17 protein-coding genes are annotated in these 22,414 nt (G+C 32.6%); 2 read left to right on the top strand and 15 right to left on the bottom strand.

Annotated elements, in window-relative coordinates:
- Positions 1-141 precede the first annotated feature (141 nt).
- Positions 142-1,461 carry a putative glycoside hydrolase gene (locus AC2FB1_RS09950; protein ID WP_490675078.1) on the bottom strand — a complete coding sequence of 440 codons (1,320 nt, stop codon included), beginning with the start codon at positions 1,459-1,461 and terminating at the stop codon, positions 142-144.
- A 208-nt stretch (positions 1,462-1,669) separates the two neighbouring features.
- The gene (locus AC2FB1_RS09945) at positions 1,670-2,170 is read right to left on the bottom strand and encodes a P-loop NTPase family protein (RefSeq protein WP_490675076.1); all 501 of its coding nucleotides are present in this window, start codon (positions 2,168-2,170) and stop codon (positions 1,670-1,672) included.
- A 175-nt stretch (positions 2,171-2,345) separates the two neighbouring features.
- Between AC2FB1_RS09945 and AC2FB1_RS09940 the strand changes: the two genes are divergently transcribed.
- Positions 2,346-3,236, top strand: a complete 891-nt coding sequence (locus tag AC2FB1_RS09940) for a fructose bisphosphate aldolase (protein WP_490675075.1) — start codon at positions 2,346-2,348, stop codon at positions 3,234-3,236.
- Positions 3,237-3,401: 165 nt separating this feature from the next.
- Here AC2FB1_RS09940 and lqo read toward each other — a convergent pair whose 3' ends face one another.
- The 9 genes from lqo to betB form a co-directional block, all read right to left on the bottom strand.
- Positions 3,402-4,904: an L-lactate dehydrogenase (quinone) gene (gene lqo, locus AC2FB1_RS09935; RefSeq protein WP_490675074.1), complete on the bottom strand. Its 1,503-nt coding sequence runs from the start codon at positions 4,902-4,904 to the stop codon at positions 3,402-3,404.
- A 321-nt stretch (positions 4,905-5,225) separates the two neighbouring features.
- On the bottom strand, positions 5,226-6,056 hold the full coding sequence (locus AC2FB1_RS09930) for a pyruvate, water dikinase regulatory protein (protein ID WP_490675073.1): 831 nt from the start codon (positions 6,054-6,056) through the stop codon (positions 5,226-5,228).
- 6 nt (positions 6,057-6,062) lie between these two features.
- Positions 6,063-8,687 carry a pyruvate, phosphate dikinase gene (gene ppdK / locus AC2FB1_RS09925; protein WP_490675072.1) on the bottom strand — a complete coding sequence of 875 codons (2,625 nt, stop codon included), beginning with the start codon at positions 8,685-8,687 and terminating at the stop codon, positions 6,063-6,065.
- 211 nt (positions 8,688-8,898) lie between these two features.
- Entirely contained in the window at positions 8,899-10,491 is a 1,593-nt protein-coding gene (gene mbcS / locus AC2FB1_RS09920; protein ID WP_490675071.1) for an acyl-CoA synthetase MbcS, read from the bottom strand.
- A 151-nt stretch (positions 10,492-10,642) separates the two neighbouring features.
- Positions 10,643-11,116, bottom strand: a complete 474-nt coding sequence (locus AC2FB1_RS09915) for an antibiotic biosynthesis monooxygenase family protein (RefSeq protein ID WP_490675079.1) — start codon at positions 11,114-11,116, stop codon at positions 10,643-10,645.
- Between the two features lie 66 nt (positions 11,117-11,182).
- Positions 11,183-11,389 carry a sterile alpha motif-like domain-containing protein gene (locus AC2FB1_RS09910; protein WP_490675070.1) on the bottom strand — a complete coding sequence of 69 codons (207 nt, stop codon included), beginning with the start codon at positions 11,387-11,389 and terminating at the stop codon, positions 11,183-11,185.
- Positions 11,390-11,510: 121 nt separating this feature from the next.
- On the bottom strand, positions 11,511-12,692 hold the full coding sequence (locus AC2FB1_RS09905) for an amidohydrolase (protein WP_490675069.1): 1,182 nt from the start codon (positions 12,690-12,692) through the stop codon (positions 11,511-11,513).
- A gap of 237 nt (positions 12,693-12,929) precedes the next feature.
- The gene (betA, locus tag AC2FB1_RS09900; RefSeq protein ID WP_490675068.1) at positions 12,930-14,636 is read right to left on the bottom strand and encodes a choline dehydrogenase; all 1,707 of its coding nucleotides are present in this window, start codon (positions 14,634-14,636) and stop codon (positions 12,930-12,932) included.
- A 136-nt stretch (positions 14,637-14,772) separates the two neighbouring features.
- On the bottom strand, positions 14,773-16,263 hold the full coding sequence (gene betB / locus AC2FB1_RS09895; protein WP_490675067.1) for a betaine-aldehyde dehydrogenase: 1,491 nt from the start codon (positions 16,261-16,263) through the stop codon (positions 14,773-14,775).
- A 243-nt stretch (positions 16,264-16,506) separates the two neighbouring features.
- Between betB and cudC the strand changes: the two genes are divergently transcribed.
- Positions 16,507-17,061, top strand: coding sequence for a choline uptake/conversion transcriptional regulator CudC (cudC, locus tag AC2FB1_RS09890; RefSeq protein ID WP_490675066.1), 555 nt, complete (start codon positions 16,507-16,509; stop codon positions 17,059-17,061).
- Positions 17,062-17,142: 81 nt separating this feature from the next.
- On the opposite strand, the gene AC2FB1_RS09885 is transcribed toward cudC, so the two are convergent.
- The 4 genes from AC2FB1_RS09885 to AC2FB1_RS09870 all read right to left on the bottom strand — a co-directional run bounded on the left by AC2FB1_RS09885 (position 17,143) and on the right by AC2FB1_RS09870 (position 21,920).
- The gene (locus AC2FB1_RS09885; RefSeq protein WP_490675065.1) at positions 17,143-18,765 is read right to left on the bottom strand and encodes a BCCT family transporter; all 1,623 of its coding nucleotides are present in this window, start codon (positions 18,763-18,765) and stop codon (positions 17,143-17,145) included.
- 424 nt (positions 18,766-19,189) lie between these two features.
- Positions 19,190-20,482, bottom strand: a complete 1,293-nt coding sequence (locus AC2FB1_RS09880; RefSeq protein WP_490675064.1) for an anaerobic C4-dicarboxylate transporter family protein — start codon at positions 20,480-20,482, stop codon at positions 19,190-19,192.
- A 161-nt stretch (positions 20,483-20,643) separates the two neighbouring features.
- Positions 20,644-20,889, bottom strand: coding sequence for a hypothetical protein (locus AC2FB1_RS09875; protein WP_490675063.1), 246 nt, complete (start codon positions 20,887-20,889; stop codon positions 20,644-20,646).
- A 221-nt stretch (positions 20,890-21,110) separates the two neighbouring features.
- Positions 21,111-21,920, bottom strand: coding sequence for a CHAP domain-containing protein (locus AC2FB1_RS09870; protein WP_490675061.1), 810 nt, complete (start codon positions 21,918-21,920; stop codon positions 21,111-21,113).
- Positions 21,921-22,414: the final 494 nt, after the last annotated feature.

The following is a 22,414-nucleotide window of genomic DNA, read 5'->3' as shown; positions in this document are numbered from 1 at the left end:
CTCTCTACAACTATAAAAAATAGCTGTGAAGAAATCTATCGTCATAGATTTCTTCACAGCTAATCTTAGTATGTTTTTTAAATAATTCTACAAGATAAATCATTTCCATACTAAATGAACACACGAGAAACTGTATCCATATTATTTATTTTTATTATCCGCTTGTTCATTATCTTGACTATTAGAATTTTGATCATCTTTGTTATTAGTTTGTTCTACACCTTCAGGGTCTTGTTCTTTAGCATTACCTTTTTTAGGATTATAATTAACACCTTCTGTATAATCATTACCTGCATTCCATAATAAGAATTCATTAACACCGTTATCTTTTAAAGCTTGAACTTCTTCAGATATCGCTTTTGCATCATAATCAATATAATTACCAGCACCTAAATATGAAGCGGTAAAGTCTTGAATCCATGGTCTTGAAATAGGCTTATCTTTACCTAATGTATCTAATAAACTATTTTCTTTTTGAATATAGCGATTGACAGTTTTATATGGTTCAGTATCTGGTGCTTGTAAACCGAAATCTCCATTGCTCCAATGAGATGGATAAATCATTGATGAAATGGCATCTACATTTTTAGAGATTTTAGGGAAGCTTTGACCAATACCAGGTGCATTTTCAACTAATGCAGAATAACCAAATACATCAGCTGACACATTGACTCCCATTGGTTTTAATTCTTTATTTGCATATTCTAAGAATTTAGTAATTGTATCTACACGTTGGTCGCCTGAACTCATCTGACTATTTTTATATTCACCTTTATTATAAGTTAAGCTATCCGCTTGATTTTCAAATCCTTCTGGGAAGCGTACATAGTCAAATTGAATATCTTGGAAGCCTGCTTTTGCCGCTGCTTTTGCAACATCAATATCATACTTCCATACTTCTTTCATAAATGGATTAACAAAGCTATCTCCTTTACCATTTGTCCAAACAGAGCCATCACTATTTCTGAAAGTCCATTCCGGGTGTTCATTTGCTAATTTTGTATCTTTAAATGTTACAATACGTGCAATAGGATAAATGTTATTATCATGTAATTTTTTCAATAACTTTTTACCATCTACTATATCAAGTGTGTTTTTATCAACTTGTTTGTTCCCAGTATTTAATTTCATAGTAATGTTACCTGTATCATCTTTAACATCGATAACCATTGTATTTAAATTAGAGTCTTTGATGAATTTAACTAATTCATCCATTTTAGCGCCCTGTGTAGAATTACTTGTTACATAAATACCTTTAACACCATCTTTAGGATAATCTACTTTATTTTCATTTTTGTTTTTTTCATTATTTTTCTTTAACGCATCACTTTGACTACTTGATTGTTCATTTTTTTGATTGTCACCTTTTTGTCCACTATCGGATGAATGATCTCCATTACTACAAGCAGCAAGTAATAGTGCACTTGTTGTTAATACAGCAAAAATTTTATTTTTCTTCACTACTGTTCCTCCAAGAGAATATGTATGTATTAATTAAGTTCTTAGTTGTAATATGTAAATGATTTAAAAATAAAGACTAATTTCTATTAATAAGAACTTAACTTATTGTTAGAATAGCATACTTCAACAAAAAATATACGATATACCAAGATTTTATAAAATATTCTATTTAATATTTACATTTATTAAATTTTTTGAATAATTTAATTTATGGTTCTTTAAAGCAAAGTAAAGACAATGCTTTAGAATCATCGATGATCCACTGAACATTTGGCATTGATCCTTTCATTTGCTGGATGATAAATTGCTCATTATTTTTAGGAAAATCCCAAATATACTTAATAAATTCAAAACTTAACGTTTTAGGATTTCCTCCAATATGTTCTCTTTTAAATAATGAATATATGTAACGCTTGATTACTCTAACTATACATTTTACTCTTGGTTCTTTAATCCATATGACTTTAGTTGCATATTTTAATCTCATACTAAGTGTACTAGAATAATTTCCATCAATAATCCATTCTTCTTTTACTACAATAGATTCAAGTTTTTGTTTTAATTCTTCAAAAGTAATGACGTTTTTATTATTAAGCCATTGAATTTGATCAATATGATAAAGTGGAAGTTGATATTTTAAATGTAGTTGATATGCCAATGTTGATTTTCCAGAACCAGGGCTACCAATAATTAATATACGTTGTTTCATAACAATCCCCTTTGAATATGTTTGAATGTTCACATGAAATGTATAAATACGGTAATTTCATAAAATTGTAAATTGTTAATTAAGAAATTTCAATAATTAATTACTTTATACTTGAGAATATTAGTATTTTTTACGATAATGATATTGAAAGTTTATTAAAGGAGTGAAAAGCATAATGAATAAAGAACAATTAGAAAAAGTAAGTAATGGAAAAGGATTCATCGCTGCATTAGACCAAAGTGGTGGTAGTACTCCAAAAGCATTAAAAGAATATGGTGTAAACGAAGATCAATACAGCAATGATGACGAAATGTTCCAACTTGTACATGATATGCGTACTCGTGTTGTAACTTCACCTTCATTCACTTCAGATAAAATTTTAGGTGCGATTCTTTTTGAACAAACTATGGATCGTGAAGTTGAAGGTAAATACACTGGAGACTACTTAGCTGATAAAGGTGTCGTTCCTTTCTTAAAAGTTGACAAAGGGTTAGCTGAAGAAAAAAATGGTGTTCAGTTAATGAAACCTATCGACAACTTAGATGAAACTTTAGATCGTGCAGTTGAACGTCATATCTTCGGTACTAAAATGCGTTCTAACATCTTAGAATTAAATGAACAAGGTATCAAAGACGTTGTTGAACAACAATTTGAATTCGCTAAAAAAATCATTGCTAAAGGTTTAGTACCAATCATCGAACCTGAAGTAAACATTAATGCTAAAGATAAAGCTGAAATTGAAGAAGTATTAAAAGCTGAACTTAAAAAAGGCTTAGATTCTTTAAATGATGATCAATTAGTAATGTTAAAATTAACTATCCCTACTAAAGCTAACTTATACAAAGAATTAGCTGATCATCCAAATGTTGTTCGTGTTGTTGTATTATCTGGTGGTTACAGCAGAGACGAAGCAAACAAATTATTAAAAGAGAACGATGAATTAATCGCAAGCTTCTCTCGTGCATTAGCAAGTGATTTACGCGCTAGCCAATCAAAAGAAGAATTTGATAAAGCTTTAGGCGATGCAGTAGATTCAATCTACGATGCTTCAGTAAACAAAAACTAATAGTAAGATTTTATTTAAAAAGTGATGAGCAATATGCTCATCACTTTTTTTATTCTAAAACAGTAATCAACCCAGTTAAATTGATGATAAAGCTTACTTATTTAATGTAAAATAAAAAAACTGCTAACAGGATATCATGTCCTGTTAGCAGCTATTTAATTTCTCTTATTTAGTATTAGCATTTTCGTAGAAACCTAATTCTAATTGTTTAGATGTTAAACGACGAGTTTTTCTCATTAAGTCAACATCGTTAATTAATGATTCACCATATGAAGGAATCATTTTTTTGATTTTTGGTTTCCATTCATCTAAATATTGAGCGAAGTTTCTTTCGATAACTTCTAATGCTACTGAAACTGATGTAGAAGCCCCTGGTGATTCACCAAGTAAAGCGATGATAGAATGGTCTTTAGAGTCAACCACTTCTGTACCGAATTGGATGAATCCTTTACCTTCTTTTTCATCATCTTTAATAACTTGTACACGTGTACCAGCAGTATATACTTGCCAATCTTCGTCACGAGCTTCAGGGTAGAACGTACGTAAGTGGTTCATACAACCTTCTTTAGTCATGATGATTTGGTCAAATGAATATTTAAGTAATGACATATTTTTAACTGCTGCAGCTAATAACGTAGTGATATTGTGTGGTTTAACTGATTTGAATAAATCTAAGTTAGAACCATGAATTAAGAATTTAGGGCCAACATTTGCGAATGGTCCAAATAATAATGTTCTTTCACCATCGATATAACGAGTATCTAAGTGAGGAACAGTCATTGGTGGTGTGCCAGGTGGCTCTTTACCATATACTTTCGCATCGTGTTGTTCAATAACTTCTGGATTTGTACAAGCGATAAATTGACCGATGATTGGGAAACCACCGATATGTTTACCTTCTTCGATACCAGTTTTTTGTAATAATGGAATTGATCCACCACCAGCGCCGATGAATACGTGGTCAGCTTCTTTAGTAATAACTGTATTATTAGCTAAATCTTTAATTTTAACTTGCCATTTACCGTTAGATAAACGCTTGAAGTCTTGTACTTCGTGATTATAATTAACGTTTACGTTTGAATTATCGTTTTGTAGGTTATGAGCCATTTTACGAGTTAATTCACCGTAGTTTACGTCAGTACCTTCGTCGATTTTACTAGCAGCCATTAAGCCATCATCGAAACGACCTTGCATCATTAATGGAATCCATTTTCTCATTACTTCGATGTCTTCAGTGTATTCGATGTCATCGAACATAGGGAAATCTTTCATTTTTTCATAACGTTCTTTTAAGAATTGAACATTGTTTTTACCACGTACGAAACTAATATGTGGTAAAGGATGAATGAAGTCTCTAGGATCTTTAATTTGACCTGATTCTACTAAGTGACCCCAGAATTGTTTAGAAATTTCAAATTGTTCATTGATTTGTTTTGCTTTTTCAATGTCAATTGTTCCATCTGGTTGTCTTACAGTATAGTTTAATTCACATAATGCAGCGTGACCAGTACCAGCATTGTTACGTTCGTTTGAACTTTCGATACCTGGACGATCTAAACGTTCATAAAGATCAATGTTCCAGTTAGGTACAAGTTCATTGAACATAGATGCAACTGTTGTACTAATTACACCAGCACCGACAATAATCATATCTTTTGATTCTGTCATGTTTGTACACCTCTCCAAAAATTATGTTTAACAATATAATATAATTACCTGTTGCTCTTGTTTCCCTAATATCTAGTAATCAATATATTGTTTTTAGTAATGTGTTAAGTCTTTCATTACTATGTTAAAACAAATATAGTCAATTGTAAATCAGAAAAACTTAATTATTCGAATTAATAAACTTATTATAATTAAATTAAACAGAAAGATTTATTAATATAAGCTAAATAATAAGAACGTTTAGTTGAATGATTAAATTGTTTATCATAGCATAATTTCATTACAACCACTTAATGGTTTACTTACAACCGTATATGATGATTATTTATTATTTTGTAAAAACTTTTCAATATAAAAAGCTGATTCTTCAATAGATTTATACTCAGTATTAATAACTGTAGCATTTAATTTTTTAAATACTTCTTCTGAATAACTGAGTTCTTCTTTTATACGCTTTAAATTATTATATTGAGACTCTTTCGACAAACCTAATGTTTCAGCACGATTTTTTCGTATATTTGCAATATACTGTGGACTTGCAGTTAATCCAAAAACTTGTAACCCTTTTTGTTGAAACACGCTATCTGGAATATTAATTTCAGGTACTAAAGGAATATTGGCTATTTTATAACCTTTATTCGCTAAATACATACTAAGTGGTGTCTTTGACGTACGTGATACCCCTACAATTAATGCATCTGCTTCGCCTATATCTGAAAAATGCTTACCATCGTCATATTTCACTGAATATTCAATAGCTTCAATACGTTTAAAATACTCTTCATTTAACTTTCTTAACGCACCACTTTCCATCAATGGTTTTTCATCTGTCACATGCTCAATAATACTAATTAAATCAGACATATAGTCTACATATGGGATCTCATGTTCTCTAGCAAATTCATGACCAAGTGCATTAAATGATTCACTAACTAATGTCGTAGCTACGATTGCATGGTGTTCTTTCGCTAAATTTAATATATTTAGAAATTCTTCCTCATCTTTAATGTAAGGAAATTTTTTAATTTCTACATTGTTTAAATTTGGAAACTGGGTTAACGTTGCATGAATCATACGTTGAGCAGTTTCTCCAATTGAATCTGAAACAATAAACAATTTTAAACTAGATACTTGTGACTCGACTTCATTCATTTTTGATTACTCATTTTCCTCCACTTGACTCTGAGCAGTCGCTAAAATGGCTCCTGGGATTCGGAATGGTGAACATGATACATAATCAATTGGTAAATGATTGAAATAATGAATAGATTTCGCATCTCCACCTAATTCACCACATACACCAACCTTAATATTTTCATTCACTTTCTTTGCTTGTTTAACTGCCATTTCAATTAGTTTTCCAACCCCGTCTTTATCTAAGGTTTGAAATGGGTCAAGTTTCAATATATTTCTTTCAGTATACACGTTTATAAACTTCCCTGCATCATCTCTAGAGAAACCAAATGACAATTGTGTTAAATCATTGGTACCGAAACTAAAGAAGTCACAGTGTTGGGCTAATTGATCTGCAATAAGACAGGCGCGTGGCGTTTCAATCATTGTTCCCATTAAGTATTCTACTTTATCTTGATGTTGTTCCTCTAAGTGTTGAATTGTATTAACGAGCGTTTCTTTTAAAGTTGTAAATTCTTCTACTGTTGATACTAAAGGAATCATAATTTCCGGTTTACACTGAATGCCTTCTTCTTTCAGTTTAAATACGCTTTCAATAATCGCTTCTACTTGCATTTCATATAGTTCAGGATATGTGATTGCTAATCGACAGCCACGATGTCCAAGCATCGGGTTCACTTCATTTAAATCCACAATACGTTTATCTAATGTCTCCTTTGAAATATTTAATTGCTTCGCAACATTAGCAATATCTTCTTCAGTATGAGGTAAGAATTCGTGCAATGGTGGATCAAGTAAACGTACTATTGTAGGATGCTCACCAGATAATTTAAAGATTTCTTTAAAGTCCTCTACTTGATATTGTTTAATATGATTGAGTGCTTCTAGACGATCTTCATGAGACGATGATAAGATGAAGCGTCTCATCTCTATCAGCCGTTTAGCCCCAAAGAACATATGCTCTGTACGTACTAATCCAATACCCTTAGCACCAAATTGGTAACCCACTTTAATGTCTTGAGGTGTTTCTGCATTCATACGTACTTTTAGACGGGCTGTTTCTTCTGACCATTCCATAAATTGATTGAATGACTCACTATGCTCAGCATTTACTGTTTTAACCTCACCTAAATAAATATCCCCTTTTGAACCATCGACTGATACCACATCTCCTTCGTGAAGTGTTTGATTGCCATAGTACACTGTCTTGGCACTCGTATTAATTTCTAAATCAGAACATCCTGTCACACAGCATTTCCCCATTCCACGAGCAACAACTGCTGCATGAGATGTCATACCGCCATGTGTCGTTACAATTGCTTCACTTGCTATCATACCTTCAATATCTTCAGGAGAAGTTTCTGGTCTCATCAAGATGACTGTCTTGCCTTGTTCGGATTGTATTTTCGCCTCTTCAGCAGTAAACACAATTTGTCCTGTTGCAGCACCTGGACTCGCTGGTAATCCCATTTTCGATATAACTGTTGCTTCTTTTAATGAAGATTCATCGAAATTCGGATGTAAAAGTTGATCGATTGATTTTACTTCAACCTTTGCCATTGCTTCTTCTTTAGTAATAATGCCTTCGTTCACTAAATCTACAGCAATTTGAATAGCAGCACGTGCTGTACGTTTGCCATTACGAGTTTGGAGTAAATATAATTGCCCATTTTCAATTGTAAATTCAATATCTTGCATATCCTTATAGTGTTTTTCTAATTGTTTTGTCACGTTTACAAATTCTTGATGAACCTTTGGCATTTGATCGTGCAATGTTGAGATATCTTTAGGTGTACGAATACCTGCAACAACATCTTCCCCTTGTGCATTAAGTAGATATTCACCAAATAATTTATTTTCACCAGTCACTGGATTCCGCGTAAAAGCAACACCTGTACCACTATTATCTCCACTATTACCAAAAACCATTTCCTGGACATTTACTGCTGTACCAATATCGTGTGGAATATCATTTAAATCTCGATAAATACGAGCACGATCATTATCCCATGATTTAAATACGGCTTCTATGGCTTCTTCCAGTTGTTTCAAAGGCTCCTGTGGGAAGGGTTTATGTACTTCTTCTACATATATTCCTTTAAAGCGCTTACAAATTTCTTGTAAACCTTCCGCACTAATAGCAGCGTCATTTTCAAAATGATATTGTTTTTTATATTGTTCGAAATATGTATCAAACGCTTGCATAGGCACGTTATATACAACTTCACCAAACATTTGTAGTAAACGACGATAACAGTCATAAGCAAAACGTTTATCTCCAGTTTTTTCTGCTAATTTTTCTACATTATCATCATTTAGCCCCAAGTTTAGTATCGTATCCATCATTCCTGGCATGGAAATTTTAGCGCCACTTCTGACAGAAACAAGCAATAAATTAGTATCGGAAGAAAATGTTTTTCCTGTTCTCTCTGAAAATGAAGCCAAATGTTCAATCAATTCTGTTTTAATATCAGTAGATAATGACTGTCCTTGTTTTAAATATTCAATACATGCTGCTGTGGTAATTGTAAAACCGTCTGGCACAGGTAAACCTAAGCGTTTCATTTCAGATAGATTGGCTCCTTTACCTCCCAATAAATTTCTCATCGACTTTTGTCCTTCATCAAATGCATATATATATTTAGTCATAAGAATCACCTCATTTTTTATTATGTCATACTAATTAATTAAAAGTATGTCATAATAAAACAAGAAATACAATTAAAATTATCTTTATTTTTGTTTTTTCTAATTATTGACACATTTCATGCATTGATCTTCTCAAGTAAATTAATATTTTAATTATAAAAAAACACTGATAAATTAGTGACATACTAATTTATCAGTGTCATTGATAGTACTATTTATTTTGTGATTCGTTATATTTTTTGAATTCAGCATCACGTAATTCAACACGACGAATTTTACCAGAATTTGTTTTTGGTAAATCATCTACAAATTCAATCGCACGTGGATATTTATATGGTGCTACTACTTTTTTACAGAAGGCTTGTAATTCTTTTACTAAATCATCGCTTGGTTCATAACCCTCTTTTAAAATAATAAATGCTTTAACAATATTACCACGAATTGGATGTGGACTTGCTACAACTGCACATTCTTTTACTACCTCATGATTTGTTAGCGCATCTTCAACTTCGAAAGGTCCAATAGTATAACCAGAACTAATAATAATATCGTCACGGCGACCTTCAAACCAGAAGTAACCATCTTCATCGACATGTGCTAAATCTCCAGTAATGTAATACTCTCCTGCATGTGAAGCTTTTGTACGTTCCTCATCTTTAAAGTAACCTTTAAATAATCCAGGAAAATCAAGTGGCAGTGCTATATTACCTTTTACATTTGTATCCACTTTATTCCCATCATCATCAACAATGGCTACACGACTACCAGGAATCGCTTTACCCATAGAGCCAGGGCGTGGTTCTGTATCTTTTAAGAAGCCAATTAATAATGTACTCTCTGTTTGGCCATATCCGTCACGAACTGTTAAGTCAAAATGCTTACGGAATTGTTCAACAACTTCTCTATTTAATGGTTCGCCTGCTGATACTGCGCTATGTAAATGCTCTAAGTTGTATTTTTCTAAGTTATCTAATTTTGCCATCATACGATATTCGGTTGGTGTACAGCAAAACACATTAATTTTAAAGTTTTGTAATAATGATAAATAGCGTGAAGGATTAAATTTACCATTATACACAAATGCTGTCGCACCTGTTCCCATAATGGATAAGAAAGGACTCCATACCCATTTTTGCCAACCAGGTGCAGCAGTTGCCCACACTAAGTCATTTTCTGTTATAGACAACCAATGTTTAGGTGCCATTTTCATATGTGCATATCCCCAACCATGAGTATGTGTAACAGCTTTTGGATTACCTGTAGTACCAGAAGTATAAGATAAAATAGCAATATCATCCCTTGTTGTATGAGCTATGTCTAATTCATAACTTTGTTTTGTTTTTTCATCTTCAATGCTAATCCAATCCTCTTCATGACCATTAACAACAAATTTTGTTAATTCATGATATTCTTTAATATCTTTAAATTCTTTTATAAAGTCAGCTAGCGCAATCACTGCATTAATTTCTCCGTGAGTAATACGATATTGTAAATCCTTTGTTCTTAACATTTCAGAACTTGGGATGATTGCAATACCTAATTTTAATGCTGCAATATAAAGTTCATAAGTGATAATAGCACGTGGCATCATAATTAACACTTTATCACCTTTTTTTAGCCCATGATTTAATAATACATGTCCTACTTTATTAGCGTTTTCAATTAACTCAGCATATGTAACAGTGATAGGATCTTCAACACCATTTTCATAAATAATTGCTTGTTTACTTTGATTTGAAGCATGTTTTTCAATTTCAGATACAATATTATATGTCTCTGGTGCTAATAAATTTAAATTATTCATTACTTTATTTTCCTTCCAATTTTTAAGTCTTTATCTTTCATAAAGTCATATGTCTTAATTTCACGTAATTCTACTTGGCAGTTGTTTTAAATAAAAAAAGATTAAGTTTCTATATTAGAATATTACTTTATAGAAACTTAATCTTTGAATATTAAAAAATATTGTCTACATCAATACCCGTTTCTAAATTAGCAAGTTCTATTCTTATATTATAAGATAAATCACGGTTAACTATCTTATGATCAACACCTTGTTTAGTACCTCTTTGTTTGTGTATGTTACCATAAGCTTTTGAATTTTGCCAATCATAGAACGATTGTCGATCTTTCCATAGCGTTAAAATGATATAGTGATGATGTTTAGTTTCAGGACGTAAAAAGCGTAAGGCTTTAAATCCTGACATATCTTGTAAATGTTTTGGACGTTCTAAAAATTTAGCTTCAAATTTAGACTCATTACCTTCATTTACAAATAAATGATTTAAAACGCAAAATGAGTCATTTGTTAACTCATTTATTGATTCAAGTACAGAATAATGTTGAACATCATTATTTTTTTCGATAGAAATATTTTGATTTCCTTTTTCTTCTACTACATATGTTTTATAACTATCTGTTAAAATCATTTCTTTTTCCTTCATTTCTAAACCTAAACTAGCTTTAAGCTATCAATTTCAAAATATATCTTTCTTTTATAATCCCTCATATAATGATAGAGAACGTTTAACGATTTCTAAGAATTCATGATCTTGCATCGCTATATTTGTAAAGTAATCAAGTATATTTTCCGCAAGATATTCATGTTTTGGAAAATTTTCATCTTGATTTATCCATGTGGCAAGTTCACCTAATGGGGTCTTATCATCGACAAATCCTTGCATAAAATCATAGAAAGTCATTAACTCACCCCGATATTAAGATATACGCTAATACTATCATGACATATACTTTAATACTAGAGTATAGACTTATCACCACTCTATAATCGTAGGTTTATGCTTTAAATATACGTATTTTCTATTAGTTTCTAGTTAGATAAGTTAATACAACTGCACCTACTGCTTCTGCAGCAACCAACATACTTGATTCATCTATAGTGAACTTAGGATGATGATGAGGATAAACTTTACCGTCTTTAGGTTTCGCACCTGCATATATAAATGTGCTTGGCAATGTTTTAGCGTAAAATGCAAAGTCTTCAGATGGTGGTTGAGGTTCGCATACTTCTACGCCTATAACATCATCTAATTTTGCTTGTTTAATCGTGTCTGCAACATATTCAGTAAAGTCTGGATCATTATATAATGCAGGATAATCTTTACTAAATGTAAACTCACAATTTACGCCAAACGTTTCTTCCAAACCATGAACCATCTGTTTTAAAGACGTTTCGATACGATCACGTGTATCATCTGTCAATGCACGAACGTCTCCTTCAATAGTTATTTTGTCTTTAATAACGTTAAATTGTCCTTTACCATCGAATGAGCCGATTGTTACGACGCCCGTTTCAAATGGACTAATCCGACGTGATACTACCGTTTGAGCAGTCGTTACAAAATGAGCTCCGGCTACAATTGCATCATTTGCTGTATGTGGAGAAGAACCATGCCCTCCTTCACCTTTTACAACTAATTTAAAATAAGAACGTCCTGTTTGAACATTACCCTTACGATAATAAACTTTACCGGAATCCATATTCGTCATCACGTGGGCACCTAAAACATGATCAACGCCATCTAATACGCCATCTTCAATCATGCCCTTTGCACCACCTGGTGGCATTTCTTCAGCTGGTTGATGAATAATAATCACTTTACCATTAAATTGTTGTTTCAATTCTATCAATGTTTCTGCCAAAATAAGCATATATGCTGTATGCGCATCATGACCACACGCATGCATTACTCCATCATTTTTAGAGGCAAATGATACACCTGTATCTTCCTGAATTGGAAGCGCATCAAAATCAGCACGAATGGCAATAGTTTTACCAGGTTTGCCACTATCTATCGTTACCTTCACACCATTTTGTCCTATATTAGTTTCTACTTTACACTCTTTACTTTTATAAAAGTCTGCAATATATTTAGGTGTTTCTGTTTCATGAAATGATAACTCTGGATGTTCATGTAAATGTCTACGGATATCGATCATACGTTTTTCCTTATATCGCAAACGTTGTACTAAATCTTTAATCATCTCATTTCACTCCTTTTCATTCATTATATGCTTTTACATATTAAAAATGTTGTAGAGCGATTAAAAAAAGAAGTGGAATAGAATTTATTCTTAATTCATTACTCCACTCCTCATAAGGATGACTTTATATACAGTACTTTTTATAAGCATACAGCATTTCAGTCAACTATGATGCAATTATTTTATAGATATGTGTATGCTAACATTTTAGACTTGTTTTATTATTAAGACTTTTATTTAATGTTTATAATACGGATCAAATTCCATTGCTCCAGCCTTTTCATCACTAACACCATGTTTATAATAATTAACGTATTGTGGTTCTAATGGTTTTCTACCGCGAATGATATCTGCCGCTTTTTCTGCAAGCATTAGCACCGGTGCATGGATATTACCATTTGTTGTACGAGGCATTGCTGATGCATCAACGACACGTAAATTTTCCATGCCATGAACTTTCATTGTTAAAGGATCTACAACTGACATAGGATCAGACGCTGGACCCATTTTAGCACTACATGACGGATGTAGAGCAGTTTCTCCATCTTTGCGTACCCAATCTAAAATTTCTTCATCTGTTTGTACAGATGGTCCTGGTGAAATTTCACCACCGTTAAATGGATCCATCGCGTGTTGAGATAGAATATTACGCGCAACTCGAATAGCTTCAACCCATTCTTGTTTATCCTCTTTAGTTGAAAGATAATTAAACACAATACTTGGTTTTTCAAATGGGTCTTTAGATTTTATTTTTAAGCTACCACGAGAATTGGAATACATTGGTCCAACATGAACTTGATATCCATGCGCAACCGGTGCTTTTTGTCCATCATATCTAACAGCGATAGGTAAGAAATGGAACATTAAATTAGGATATGCAACTTGATCGTTTGATCTCACAAAGGCACCGCCTTCAAAGTGGTTAGAAGCAGCTGCACCTTTACGTGCAAATATCCATTGTAATCCAATCCAAGGCATACGTTTTACATCTAAACTTGGTTGTAATGAAACAGGTTGCTTACATTTATGTTGAATATATACTTCTAAATGATCTTCAAAGTTTTCTCCAACACCTGGTAAATGCATGCGTGGTTCAATGCCTTTTGATTTTAAGAATTCGGCATCTCCTATACCAGATAATTGTAATAATTGTGGCGTATTAAATGCACCACCTGAAAGAATCACTTCCCCTGCCTTTACAGTATGAAGTTTACCATTACGTTTAAAAGTGACACCCGTTGCTTTATTACCTTCAAAATGAATTTTTGTAACAAATGCTCGTGTTTTAACTGTTAAGTTTTTACGTTTCATTGCTGGACGTAAGTAAGCACGTGACGCTGACACACGTCGTCCATTATGTACTTGACTATCAAATGGACCAAATCCTTCTTGTCTATAGCCATTCACATCTTTTGTTTTATGATAGCCTGCTTCTACACCTGCATCAAAGAATGACTTAAATAATGGATTCGTTGCTGGTCCACGTTTTAATTTAATAGGACCATCGTGGCCTCTAAATTTATCGTATGGTGCTGCTCCAAATGTCTTTTCTAATTTTTTAAAATATGGTAAACAATGTGCAAAGTCCCATGTTTCCATACCTTCTGGTTCAGCCCAACCTTCATAGTCCATTGGATTACCACGTTGATAAATCATACCGTTAATTGAGCTAGAGCCACCTAATACTTTACCTCGTGCGTGGTCAACTTTGCGTCCCATGTGAGGTTCCTCTTCTGTTTGATATCTCCAATCATAAAAAGGATTACCAGATGGAAACATTAATGCTGCTGGCATTTGTATAAATAAATCCCATGGATAGTCACTTCTACCCGCTTCTAATACAAGCACGTCTTTATCTTTATCCTCAGACAAACGATTTCCTAATACTGAGCCAGCACTTCCACCGCCGATAATAACATAATCATATGATTGATTTTTACTCATATCTTTTCCGCCCTTTCTTTTAAATTTAACTTTCCATTTTTTATATCGTTTTATGTCATACACTCGTTCTATTCAAAATAAGAGGACCGTAAAATTGTCACTCTTACGGTCCATGATTAATTGTTCAAACCATCATTTATTTACTAAAGAAATTTACTGGTTGTGGATTTGTATTGGTAAGTACGTGCTTAGAAATGAGATATTCTTCTAATCCTTCTTTACCTAATTCACGACCTATACCAGATTGTTTATAACCACCCCATGGTGCTTGAGCAAAGTATGGATGGAAATCATTAATCCAAACTGTACCTAATTTAAGTTTGTTAGCAACACGTTGTGCTTTTCCTATATCTTTAGAAAAAACAGCCCCCGCTAAACCATAAATAGAATCATTTGCGAGTTTGATTGCTTCTTCTTCACTATTGAAACCTTCTATTGTAACAACAGGTCCAAATACTTCTTCTTGAACAATACGCATATGAGTCTCGCAATTTGTAATAACTGTAGGTTCAAAGAATAGACCATCTTTTAAATCTTCTCTATCTGGACGTTTACCACCAGTGGCAATGGTTGCACCATCTTCTTTAGCTACTTCCATATATTTCTCAATTTTAGAGCGATGTTCTGAAGAAATAACAGGTCCCATTTCTGTATCTTCATCGAATCCATTACCTAATTTAATTTTTTCTACACGTTCAATTAATGCTTTTTCAAATTTATCTTTAATATCGTTATGCACTAAAATTCTTGAACCTGCTGAGCATACTTGTCCTGCATGGAAATAACCACCATTTAAAGCTTGATCTACTGCCAATTCAAAATCAGCGTCATCAAAAATAATATTAGGGTTTTTACCACCAAGCTCTAAGGCGATGTTAGTCACATGGTTAGCAGCATTTTTCATGATATGTTTACCTGTTTCAATGCCGCCAGTAAATGATACTAAATCTACCTCTTCATGGCCAGATAACGTATCACCAATTTCTTCACCACTACTTAATACTAAATTAATTACGCCTTTAGGAAATCCAACGTCTTCCATTAATTCAAAAACACGAATTGTCGTAAGCGGTGTGATTTCACTTGGTTTCATGACAAGTGAACAACCTGTCGCTAATGCAGGTGCGATTTTCCATGAAGCCTGTAATAAAGGATAATTCCACGGTGTAATTTGAGTCACCACGCCTACAGGTTCTTTTATGATTTTACTTTCTGTATCGGGAATTGGAGAATTAATTATTTCTCCTCCATCTTTGTCAGCTAAACCTGCAAAATAATTAAACACATTAGCGATGTCATCCATGTCTGCGTATGACTCTTCTAAAGTTTTACCAGTATCTAACGTTTCTAATTTTGCTAGTTCATCGCGATTTTCCGTAATTTTGTCAGCGATTGCTCTTACCTTTTTACCTCTGACTTCACTTGTTTCTTGTGACCACTCGCCATTTTCAAATGAACGGCGTGCAGCTAAAATAGCTTGTTCTGCATCTTCTTTTGTGCCTTCTGTAACAGTAAAAATTACTTCTTGATTATATGGATTTATAATATCTCTGGTATTCTTTTTTGAACTTTCAACCCATTCTCCATCGATATATTGGCGATTAGACAAATTTTTTACAAGTTCCATCATCTTACCTCCGTTAAGTTTGTTAAATTTTTATTTAACGAATTTTACAAAGTTAGCTTAGCATATTTTTTATAAGTTTGCAAAATATCGTTTTTTGTATCATTTTCAATATATCCAAAATTTAAATTTTAATAGTAATTGAAACTGTATTTTGAAACTCATAAGAAAAAATCATATAATGGGTGAGAATATAAAAATGTGATAGTCAATCACTTCTTATAAAAAGCTTAAGGGAGGTGCCATATGAGCGATTCTAATCATGTCAATCAGAGAATTGAAGAAGCTAAAGATTTAGTAATTAATTCAATTGGCGAAACCATGGATTTGTATGGAACAAATAGAAGTGTTGGTAATTTATACGGTACAATGGTTTTTGAAGGTAGTATGACACTTGATGAGATGCGTGAGCATTTACAAATGAGTAAACCTAGCATGAGTACTGGAGTAAAAAAACTACAAGAGTATGATATTGTTAAACAGCAATTCACACGTGGTAGCCGTAAACAGCATTTTGTTGCTGAGAAAAATTTTTTCAATTTTTTCCGAAATTTCTTTACACAAAAATGGGAACGTGAAGTCGATACAAACTTAGAAGCAACAAAAAAAGCAGAAGCCATTATAGAAGAGCTTTCTAAAAATAATGATTTAAGTGATGAAGAGCAAGCGACAGTTGATAGTATCCAAGCTCAACTTAATCACACAAAGTTATATTGCAAATGGTTAGAAAATCTTAGTTATGCAATTGAATCTGGAGACATTTTCGAACATTATCCCATTCCAGAAGAAAGTGATTTGTAGAAGTTTATATTTGTAAATACAACAAACCCCAAGCGATAGAGTTTAATATCTAAAGCTTGGGGTTTGTTGTATTATTAACTATTATAAATTATCGTCTTCAGGATCTGCTTTAACTTGTACAATTCGAAGTGAACGTCTTTCTACTTCTTTTAATTTGTCTGCTCTTGTTTCTAATTTAATTCGATCTTTATTAAGCGTAATAATAAAGGATATCATCATAAATACAAAAATGAATATGAGCGGCACACTTGCTAATAATGAAGCAGTCTTCAACACTTCTAAGGCTCGCTCTCCACCAACTAACATTAATGAGAATGGTAATAAGCATAAGGCGAATGCCCAGAATAAACGATTCGCTTTTAATGGTTCCCCTATGACTTTCTTTTGAGAAGCAGCTGCTAAAATGTAAGAACCTGAGTCAAATGTAGTTGCTAAGAATAAGAATGCTGAAATTAAGAATAAGACAATAATAATTGGTGCAACAGGAAGTTGATGCATGACTTCAATAATTGTTGCTTCGGTACCATGTGCATTTAAGAAATCAATAACATTAAATTGTCCGCTGATTTGTAAATACACAGCGTAATTACCAAAAATACCGAAGAATAATACACAACCTAATGTACCGTATACGATAGTTCCTAATATTATCTCTTTAAGTCGACGACCTTTTGAAATTCGAGCAATAAATAAACCTATAAATGGCGCATACACAAGCCACCATGACCAATAAAATATCGTCCAGTCTTGAGGGAAATTGGTTTCTTTGCGATGATTTATACCTCCAAATGGTTCCATCCAAGTTGCCATATGGAAGAAATCACGCATCATATTCCCAAAACCAGTTAATGTAGTTTCCATAATAAATATTGTTGGACCTACAATAAATACAAATGCGAGTAATAAGAATGATAACCACACATTGACATCACTTAACTTTTGAATTCCTTTTTTCAATCCAGTATAAGAACTAATGGCAAAAATAACAGTGATTGTAAACAGTATCACTGAACGAATAATCATATTATCTCCATCAATTCCCGTCAACCGCTCAATACCAGAAGATATCAATGGTACACCTAGTGCTAACGAAGTCGCTGCACCACCTAGTAATCCAAAAATAAATAAAATATCTACAAGCTTACCTAAAAATTTATCAGTTTGTCCTCTAAGGACTGGACGACAAGCTTGACTAATTTTGTAAACGGGTTGTTTTTTCACAAAAACCAAATATCCAATAGGTAATGCAGGCAATACATAAATAGCCCATGCAATAGGTCCCCAATGAAACATTCCATATTGTGTTGCATATGTAAGAGCTTCATCAGTCATTCCTTTAGCGCCATTAGGTGGCACTTGATAATAAAATGCCCATTCAATGACACCCCAATACAAAATATCTGAGCCTATTCCTGCACAAAATAGCATTGAAGCCCAACTAAAATTATTAAATTCCGGTTTATCACTTGCTTTTCCTAACGTCACATTTCCATAACGTCCAAAAGCAATATAAAGTACAAAACATAGTATTGCTAATCCTATAAATAAGTAAATCGAACCAATTGAATTAGAAATTGCACTATTAATATCTGTGATTACTTTCTCACTTGCACTTGGAAACACCATCATAGGTATGACTGCTGCAAGCAAAACAATTACAGTACCTATGAAGGTGGGCCAATCCATAACTTTTTCTTTTTTCAATTAAGTTCCTCCTCTAAATTTGATATGTATGTCTTTTAGTCATTTTTAATAAAATGAATAATTCATATGATGACAATATCTAATATTAAATAAAAATGCAAATTACATTCATAAAATCATTTTAATGAAATTGAATAATTATATATTTTCTTTCTCTAAACTGATTAAACAATAGCCATGTCAGTAGTGTTAAATTAAAAATAAACGTTCCTAACAAATTTTATATTACTCTCTATTTGAATTTTTATTCATTTTCAATGAATATATATTTATTTGTATTTTTTATCAATAAATGAAAAAAATAAGAGAAGAATACCATTCGCATTCTTCTCTTCAAAGTTCAAAATGACCCGACAAGACATGTCATTTATTTAATTTTTAAGAAAATTTAAACACTTTCATACTATCCTTACTCTACCATCATCTAATATCCTAGTATGATTTTTATAATAAAACCAACAAGAACTGAAATACCTATCGCAAAGAAACCTGGAATAATAAAACTTGTAGGTCGTGTACGTCCTGTTTCATCTAAGTTAACCGCAAATAATAATGTGGGTTGCGCTGGTATCACAAAGTTAACATTTAAAGTTTGTACCATTGCTACAAAATACATTGGTGGAATGCCCATACTCATAACAATAGGTACCATAATCGAAGCTGTTGCAGTTTGTGAAATAACAATCATTGCTACTACAGCTACAAGAATAATCACTAGCCATGGCATACTTTGAATAGTTTTACCAATATCATTTTGAATAATATTTAAATTGTGAGGTGCATTAAATACTGTTGCCCCTAACCATCCAGGCCCAAGTACTGCGAACAGTGCACCAATAGCAGATTGTGTAATATTTGAAGAGAGAATATCACTTGTATTTACTTTTAACATGAGTAAATTTACCGCTGCGCTTAGATACATAAAGAACTGAACAATCTCTGTCATTGAAACGGCAACTTCGTTTCCATTCACTCTAAACGACGGCATGAGTTGAGGAAAGATCCCAAATGTAAGAATACCGAATACACACAACACAAATGCCAAAACACCTAATTTTACTCTAGCTGAAAACACATGGTTTACTTCAACATCTGGTGTATGAGCGATTTCACTTTCAGTAAGTGTACTTTTACGACCTATAAATGTACAAAATACGCTTAACATTAACATAGTAATTAAAGACGTAGGTAAGACAACACTTAAATATTGCCCCATTGAAATGTCATGACCTGCAAGCACTGAAATAATGTATGCTGTTGCTGATGCAGCTGGACTACAAAGTAAGGCTAAATTAGCAGTTAATACTGAAGCAATAAGCGGTCGCTTGGGTTGGATTTTAGCTTTTACTGCCGTTTGAGCAATAATAGGTTCTAATGATAAAGCTATATTTGCCGTCCCTACTCCAAATACAAAGACAAAAACAATCACAGGTGCGATAAAAATAATTGATTTTGGAAAACGTTCAATAACTTTCGAAGCAAGATACACGAGATAGTCGATTCCACCAGTTGCTTGTAACGTTCCACCAGCGATACCTATCGCTAGAATAATTAATACTGCCGTTACTGGTGCTGAACCTGGCGGAAGATGAAACCCAAAAATCATAATGAGTTGTGCTACAATTGCAAAGATTCCACAGCCTAAAGCTCCTGCCGTGCGTAATCCTAACATAATAGCTAAAATCATTATGATAATTTCTACTATAAATAGTAGCATTAGAAAGACTCCTAACTTTAAAACATTATTGTGATTTTTTTAACATACATATTTTATCACTTTTAATTGTTAAACGTATATATTTATATAATTTTTGTTAATTTATATTAAATAACATTAAGATACCCTTAAAAGCCAAATTAACTTTTAAGGGCAATTTATCATTTATGATTTTTATACTCATTCTTGAGTGATGCACGACCTTCTTCATCATATACTACATCATCGTCAGTATGACCTTTAGCCATCTCAAGGTTTTTTTCTATTCGTTCCTCTTCTTCTTTCTTAGAACGATTTTTATAAAAACGTTCTTCAAAAAGTGAACCCCAAATGAGGCCAAATATAACACCAATCGTAATTATTATAATTGCGATAACTAGGATCCATTGAATTACTCCTAATGCCATTGTGACTCACCGCCTTTTATTTAAACACTATGCGAAATGATAGTTATATATTTCCCTTTATAAGGCTTTTTAAATCATATTAACTTTATTTTTATATATAAAAAAAGAGCAAGATAGAACTCTTTACGAATTCATATACTCACTCTTTTCGAACACGCTTTGTAGCGCTTAATATCTATATCATTTAGTAATTATCATTCATAATTTGTCGATTTTTCAAATTATGAAATGTAATTATATGAGCTTGCTTGACTTGCTGAAATTGTACGTGTAGATACTACACCTACGCCTTGATAGTTCATTTCAGATACTGTAACAGAACCATCACTATTTACACTTTCAACATATGCAACGTGACCATAACCACCTTGAGTTGTTTGCATCACAGCACCTGCTTTAGGTGTATTGTTTACAGTATAACCAGATTGCGCTGCTGCGTTAGCCCAGTTATTTGCATTACCCCAAGTGTTACCGATTGAACCACCAACTTTGTCATATACATAATATGTACATTGACCCCAAGTATAGTAATTCGCACCTGAATTTGTTTTACCTGAAAATGCTTTTGTACTTGTAGTAGTTGATTGTGTTGTTGGCGCTTTTTGAGTTGTTACTTTCACATTCTTATCAGATGTTGACGCAGTGTTAGCGCCTAATCCACCATTATTGTTAGCAGATTGTGTAGTTTGAACTTGATTATTTGTTGTATAAGATTGTGTTGAATTTGATTGGTTATTGTTGTAGCCATAGCTATAACTATAGTGGTAATTATTGTTATTAGCATTATTATAGTTGTAGTTATTGTTTTGATAACTTGATTGTTGTTGACCATGTTGTGCTAATGATGGATTCCAATTGCCTTTCCAAGTGTAATGATAATTACCTTGTTGATCAATTGTATAAGAGTAGCTATATGAAGTTGGGTCATTAGGGTTATATCCATTATTTTCCGCTGCATGTGCGTCATGATGCGCAAATCCAACTGTAGCGATTCCGGCTGTGGCGATAGTTACTGTAGCGATTTTTTTCATAATTAAATATCCTCCTAGAAATTTAAAACATTCTTTCTCAATTTATCACGTGGCTACCTTCAAATGACATCTCAATATCCAATTACTTGAAATAATTTTTTCTCGTTAATTAACGACAAGATATACTTTATCAGATGAACAAGCATTTGTGGGCGTTGTTAATACCTTGTAATTGAATCATAATAATGTAACGCTTTTTGTAATTAAATCTCTCATTTATTACATAGTCTAAAATGCTGTATTATCAATCTTTTTACTAATTTAATCAACAGTGTTATTACATGTAGCGTAATATATCTGAATATTTTAAATATGTTTTATTTCATAAAATAAGGGAATATTATCTATTATTTTCAAGAGTTTACATCAAAAAAAGTGAGTGAGACAGAATTCATTTTGAATTCGTTGTCCCACTCACTTTCCTACGATTAGTCAAGCATTTACAAATAAAATAAGCATTACTTAACTAAACCGTTCAATTTTAATTTTTTGAA

This window comes from Staphylococcus sp. CoH_129_LAB_1, from assembly GCF_058191515.1.
The sequence above is the reverse complement of the archived record's forward strand: the minus strand, read 5'-3'. Positions and strand labels throughout refer to the sequence as shown.

Excerpts from the sequence above, each read along its gene's own strand:
- AC2FB1_RS09910 (WP_490675070.1), bottom strand. The coding sequence starts at position 11,389 with ATGACTTTCTATGATTTTATGCAAGGATTTGTCGATGATAAGACCCCA.
- betA (WP_490675068.1), bottom strand. The coding sequence starts at position 14,636 with ATGAGTAAAAATCAATCATATGATTATGTTATTATCGGCGGTGGAAGT.
- AC2FB1_RS09915 (WP_490675079.1), bottom strand. The coding sequence starts at position 11,116 with ATGATTTTAACAGATAGTTATAAAACATATGTAGTAGAAGAAAAAGGA.
- AC2FB1_RS09945 (WP_490675076.1), bottom strand. The coding sequence starts at position 2,170 with ATGAAACAACGTATATTAATTATTGGTAGCCCTGGTTCTGGAAAATCA.
- AC2FB1_RS09940 (WP_490675075.1), top strand. The coding sequence starts at position 2,346 with ATGAATAAAGAACAATTAGAAAAAGTAAGTAATGGAAAAGGATTCATC.
- cudC (WP_490675066.1), top strand. The coding sequence starts at position 16,507 with ATGAGCGATTCTAATCATGTCAATCAGAGAATTGAAGAAGCTAAAGAT.
- betB (WP_490675067.1), bottom strand. The coding sequence starts at position 16,263 with ATGGAACTTGTAAAAAATTTGTCTAATCGCCAATATATCGATGGAGAA.
- lqo (WP_490675074.1), bottom strand. The coding sequence starts at position 4,904 with ATGACAGAATCAAAAGATATGATTATTGTCGGTGCTGGTGTAATTAGT.
- AC2FB1_RS09880 (WP_490675064.1), bottom strand. The coding sequence starts at position 20,482 with ATGCTACTATTTATAGTAGAAATTATCATAATGATTTTAGCTATTATG.
- AC2FB1_RS09870 (WP_490675061.1), bottom strand. The coding sequence starts at position 21,920 with ATGAAAAAAATCGCTACAGTAACTATCGCCACAGCCGGAATCGCTACA.
- AC2FB1_RS09930 (WP_490675073.1), bottom strand. The coding sequence starts at position 6,056 with ATGAATGAAGTCGAGTCACAAGTATCTAGTTTAAAATTGTTTATTGTT.
- AC2FB1_RS09905 (WP_490675069.1), bottom strand. The coding sequence starts at position 12,692 with ATGATTAAAGATTTAGTACAACGTTTGCGATATAAGGAAAAACGTATG.
- ppdK (WP_490675072.1), bottom strand. The coding sequence starts at position 8,687 with ATGACTAAATATATATATGCATTTGATGAAGGACAAAAGTCGATGAGA.
- AC2FB1_RS09875 (WP_490675063.1), bottom strand. The coding sequence starts at position 20,889 with ATGGCATTAGGAGTAATTCAATGGATCCTAGTTATCGCAATTATAATA.
- mbcS (WP_490675071.1), bottom strand. The coding sequence starts at position 10,491 with ATGAATAATTTAAATTTATTAGCACCAGAGACATATAATATTGTATCT.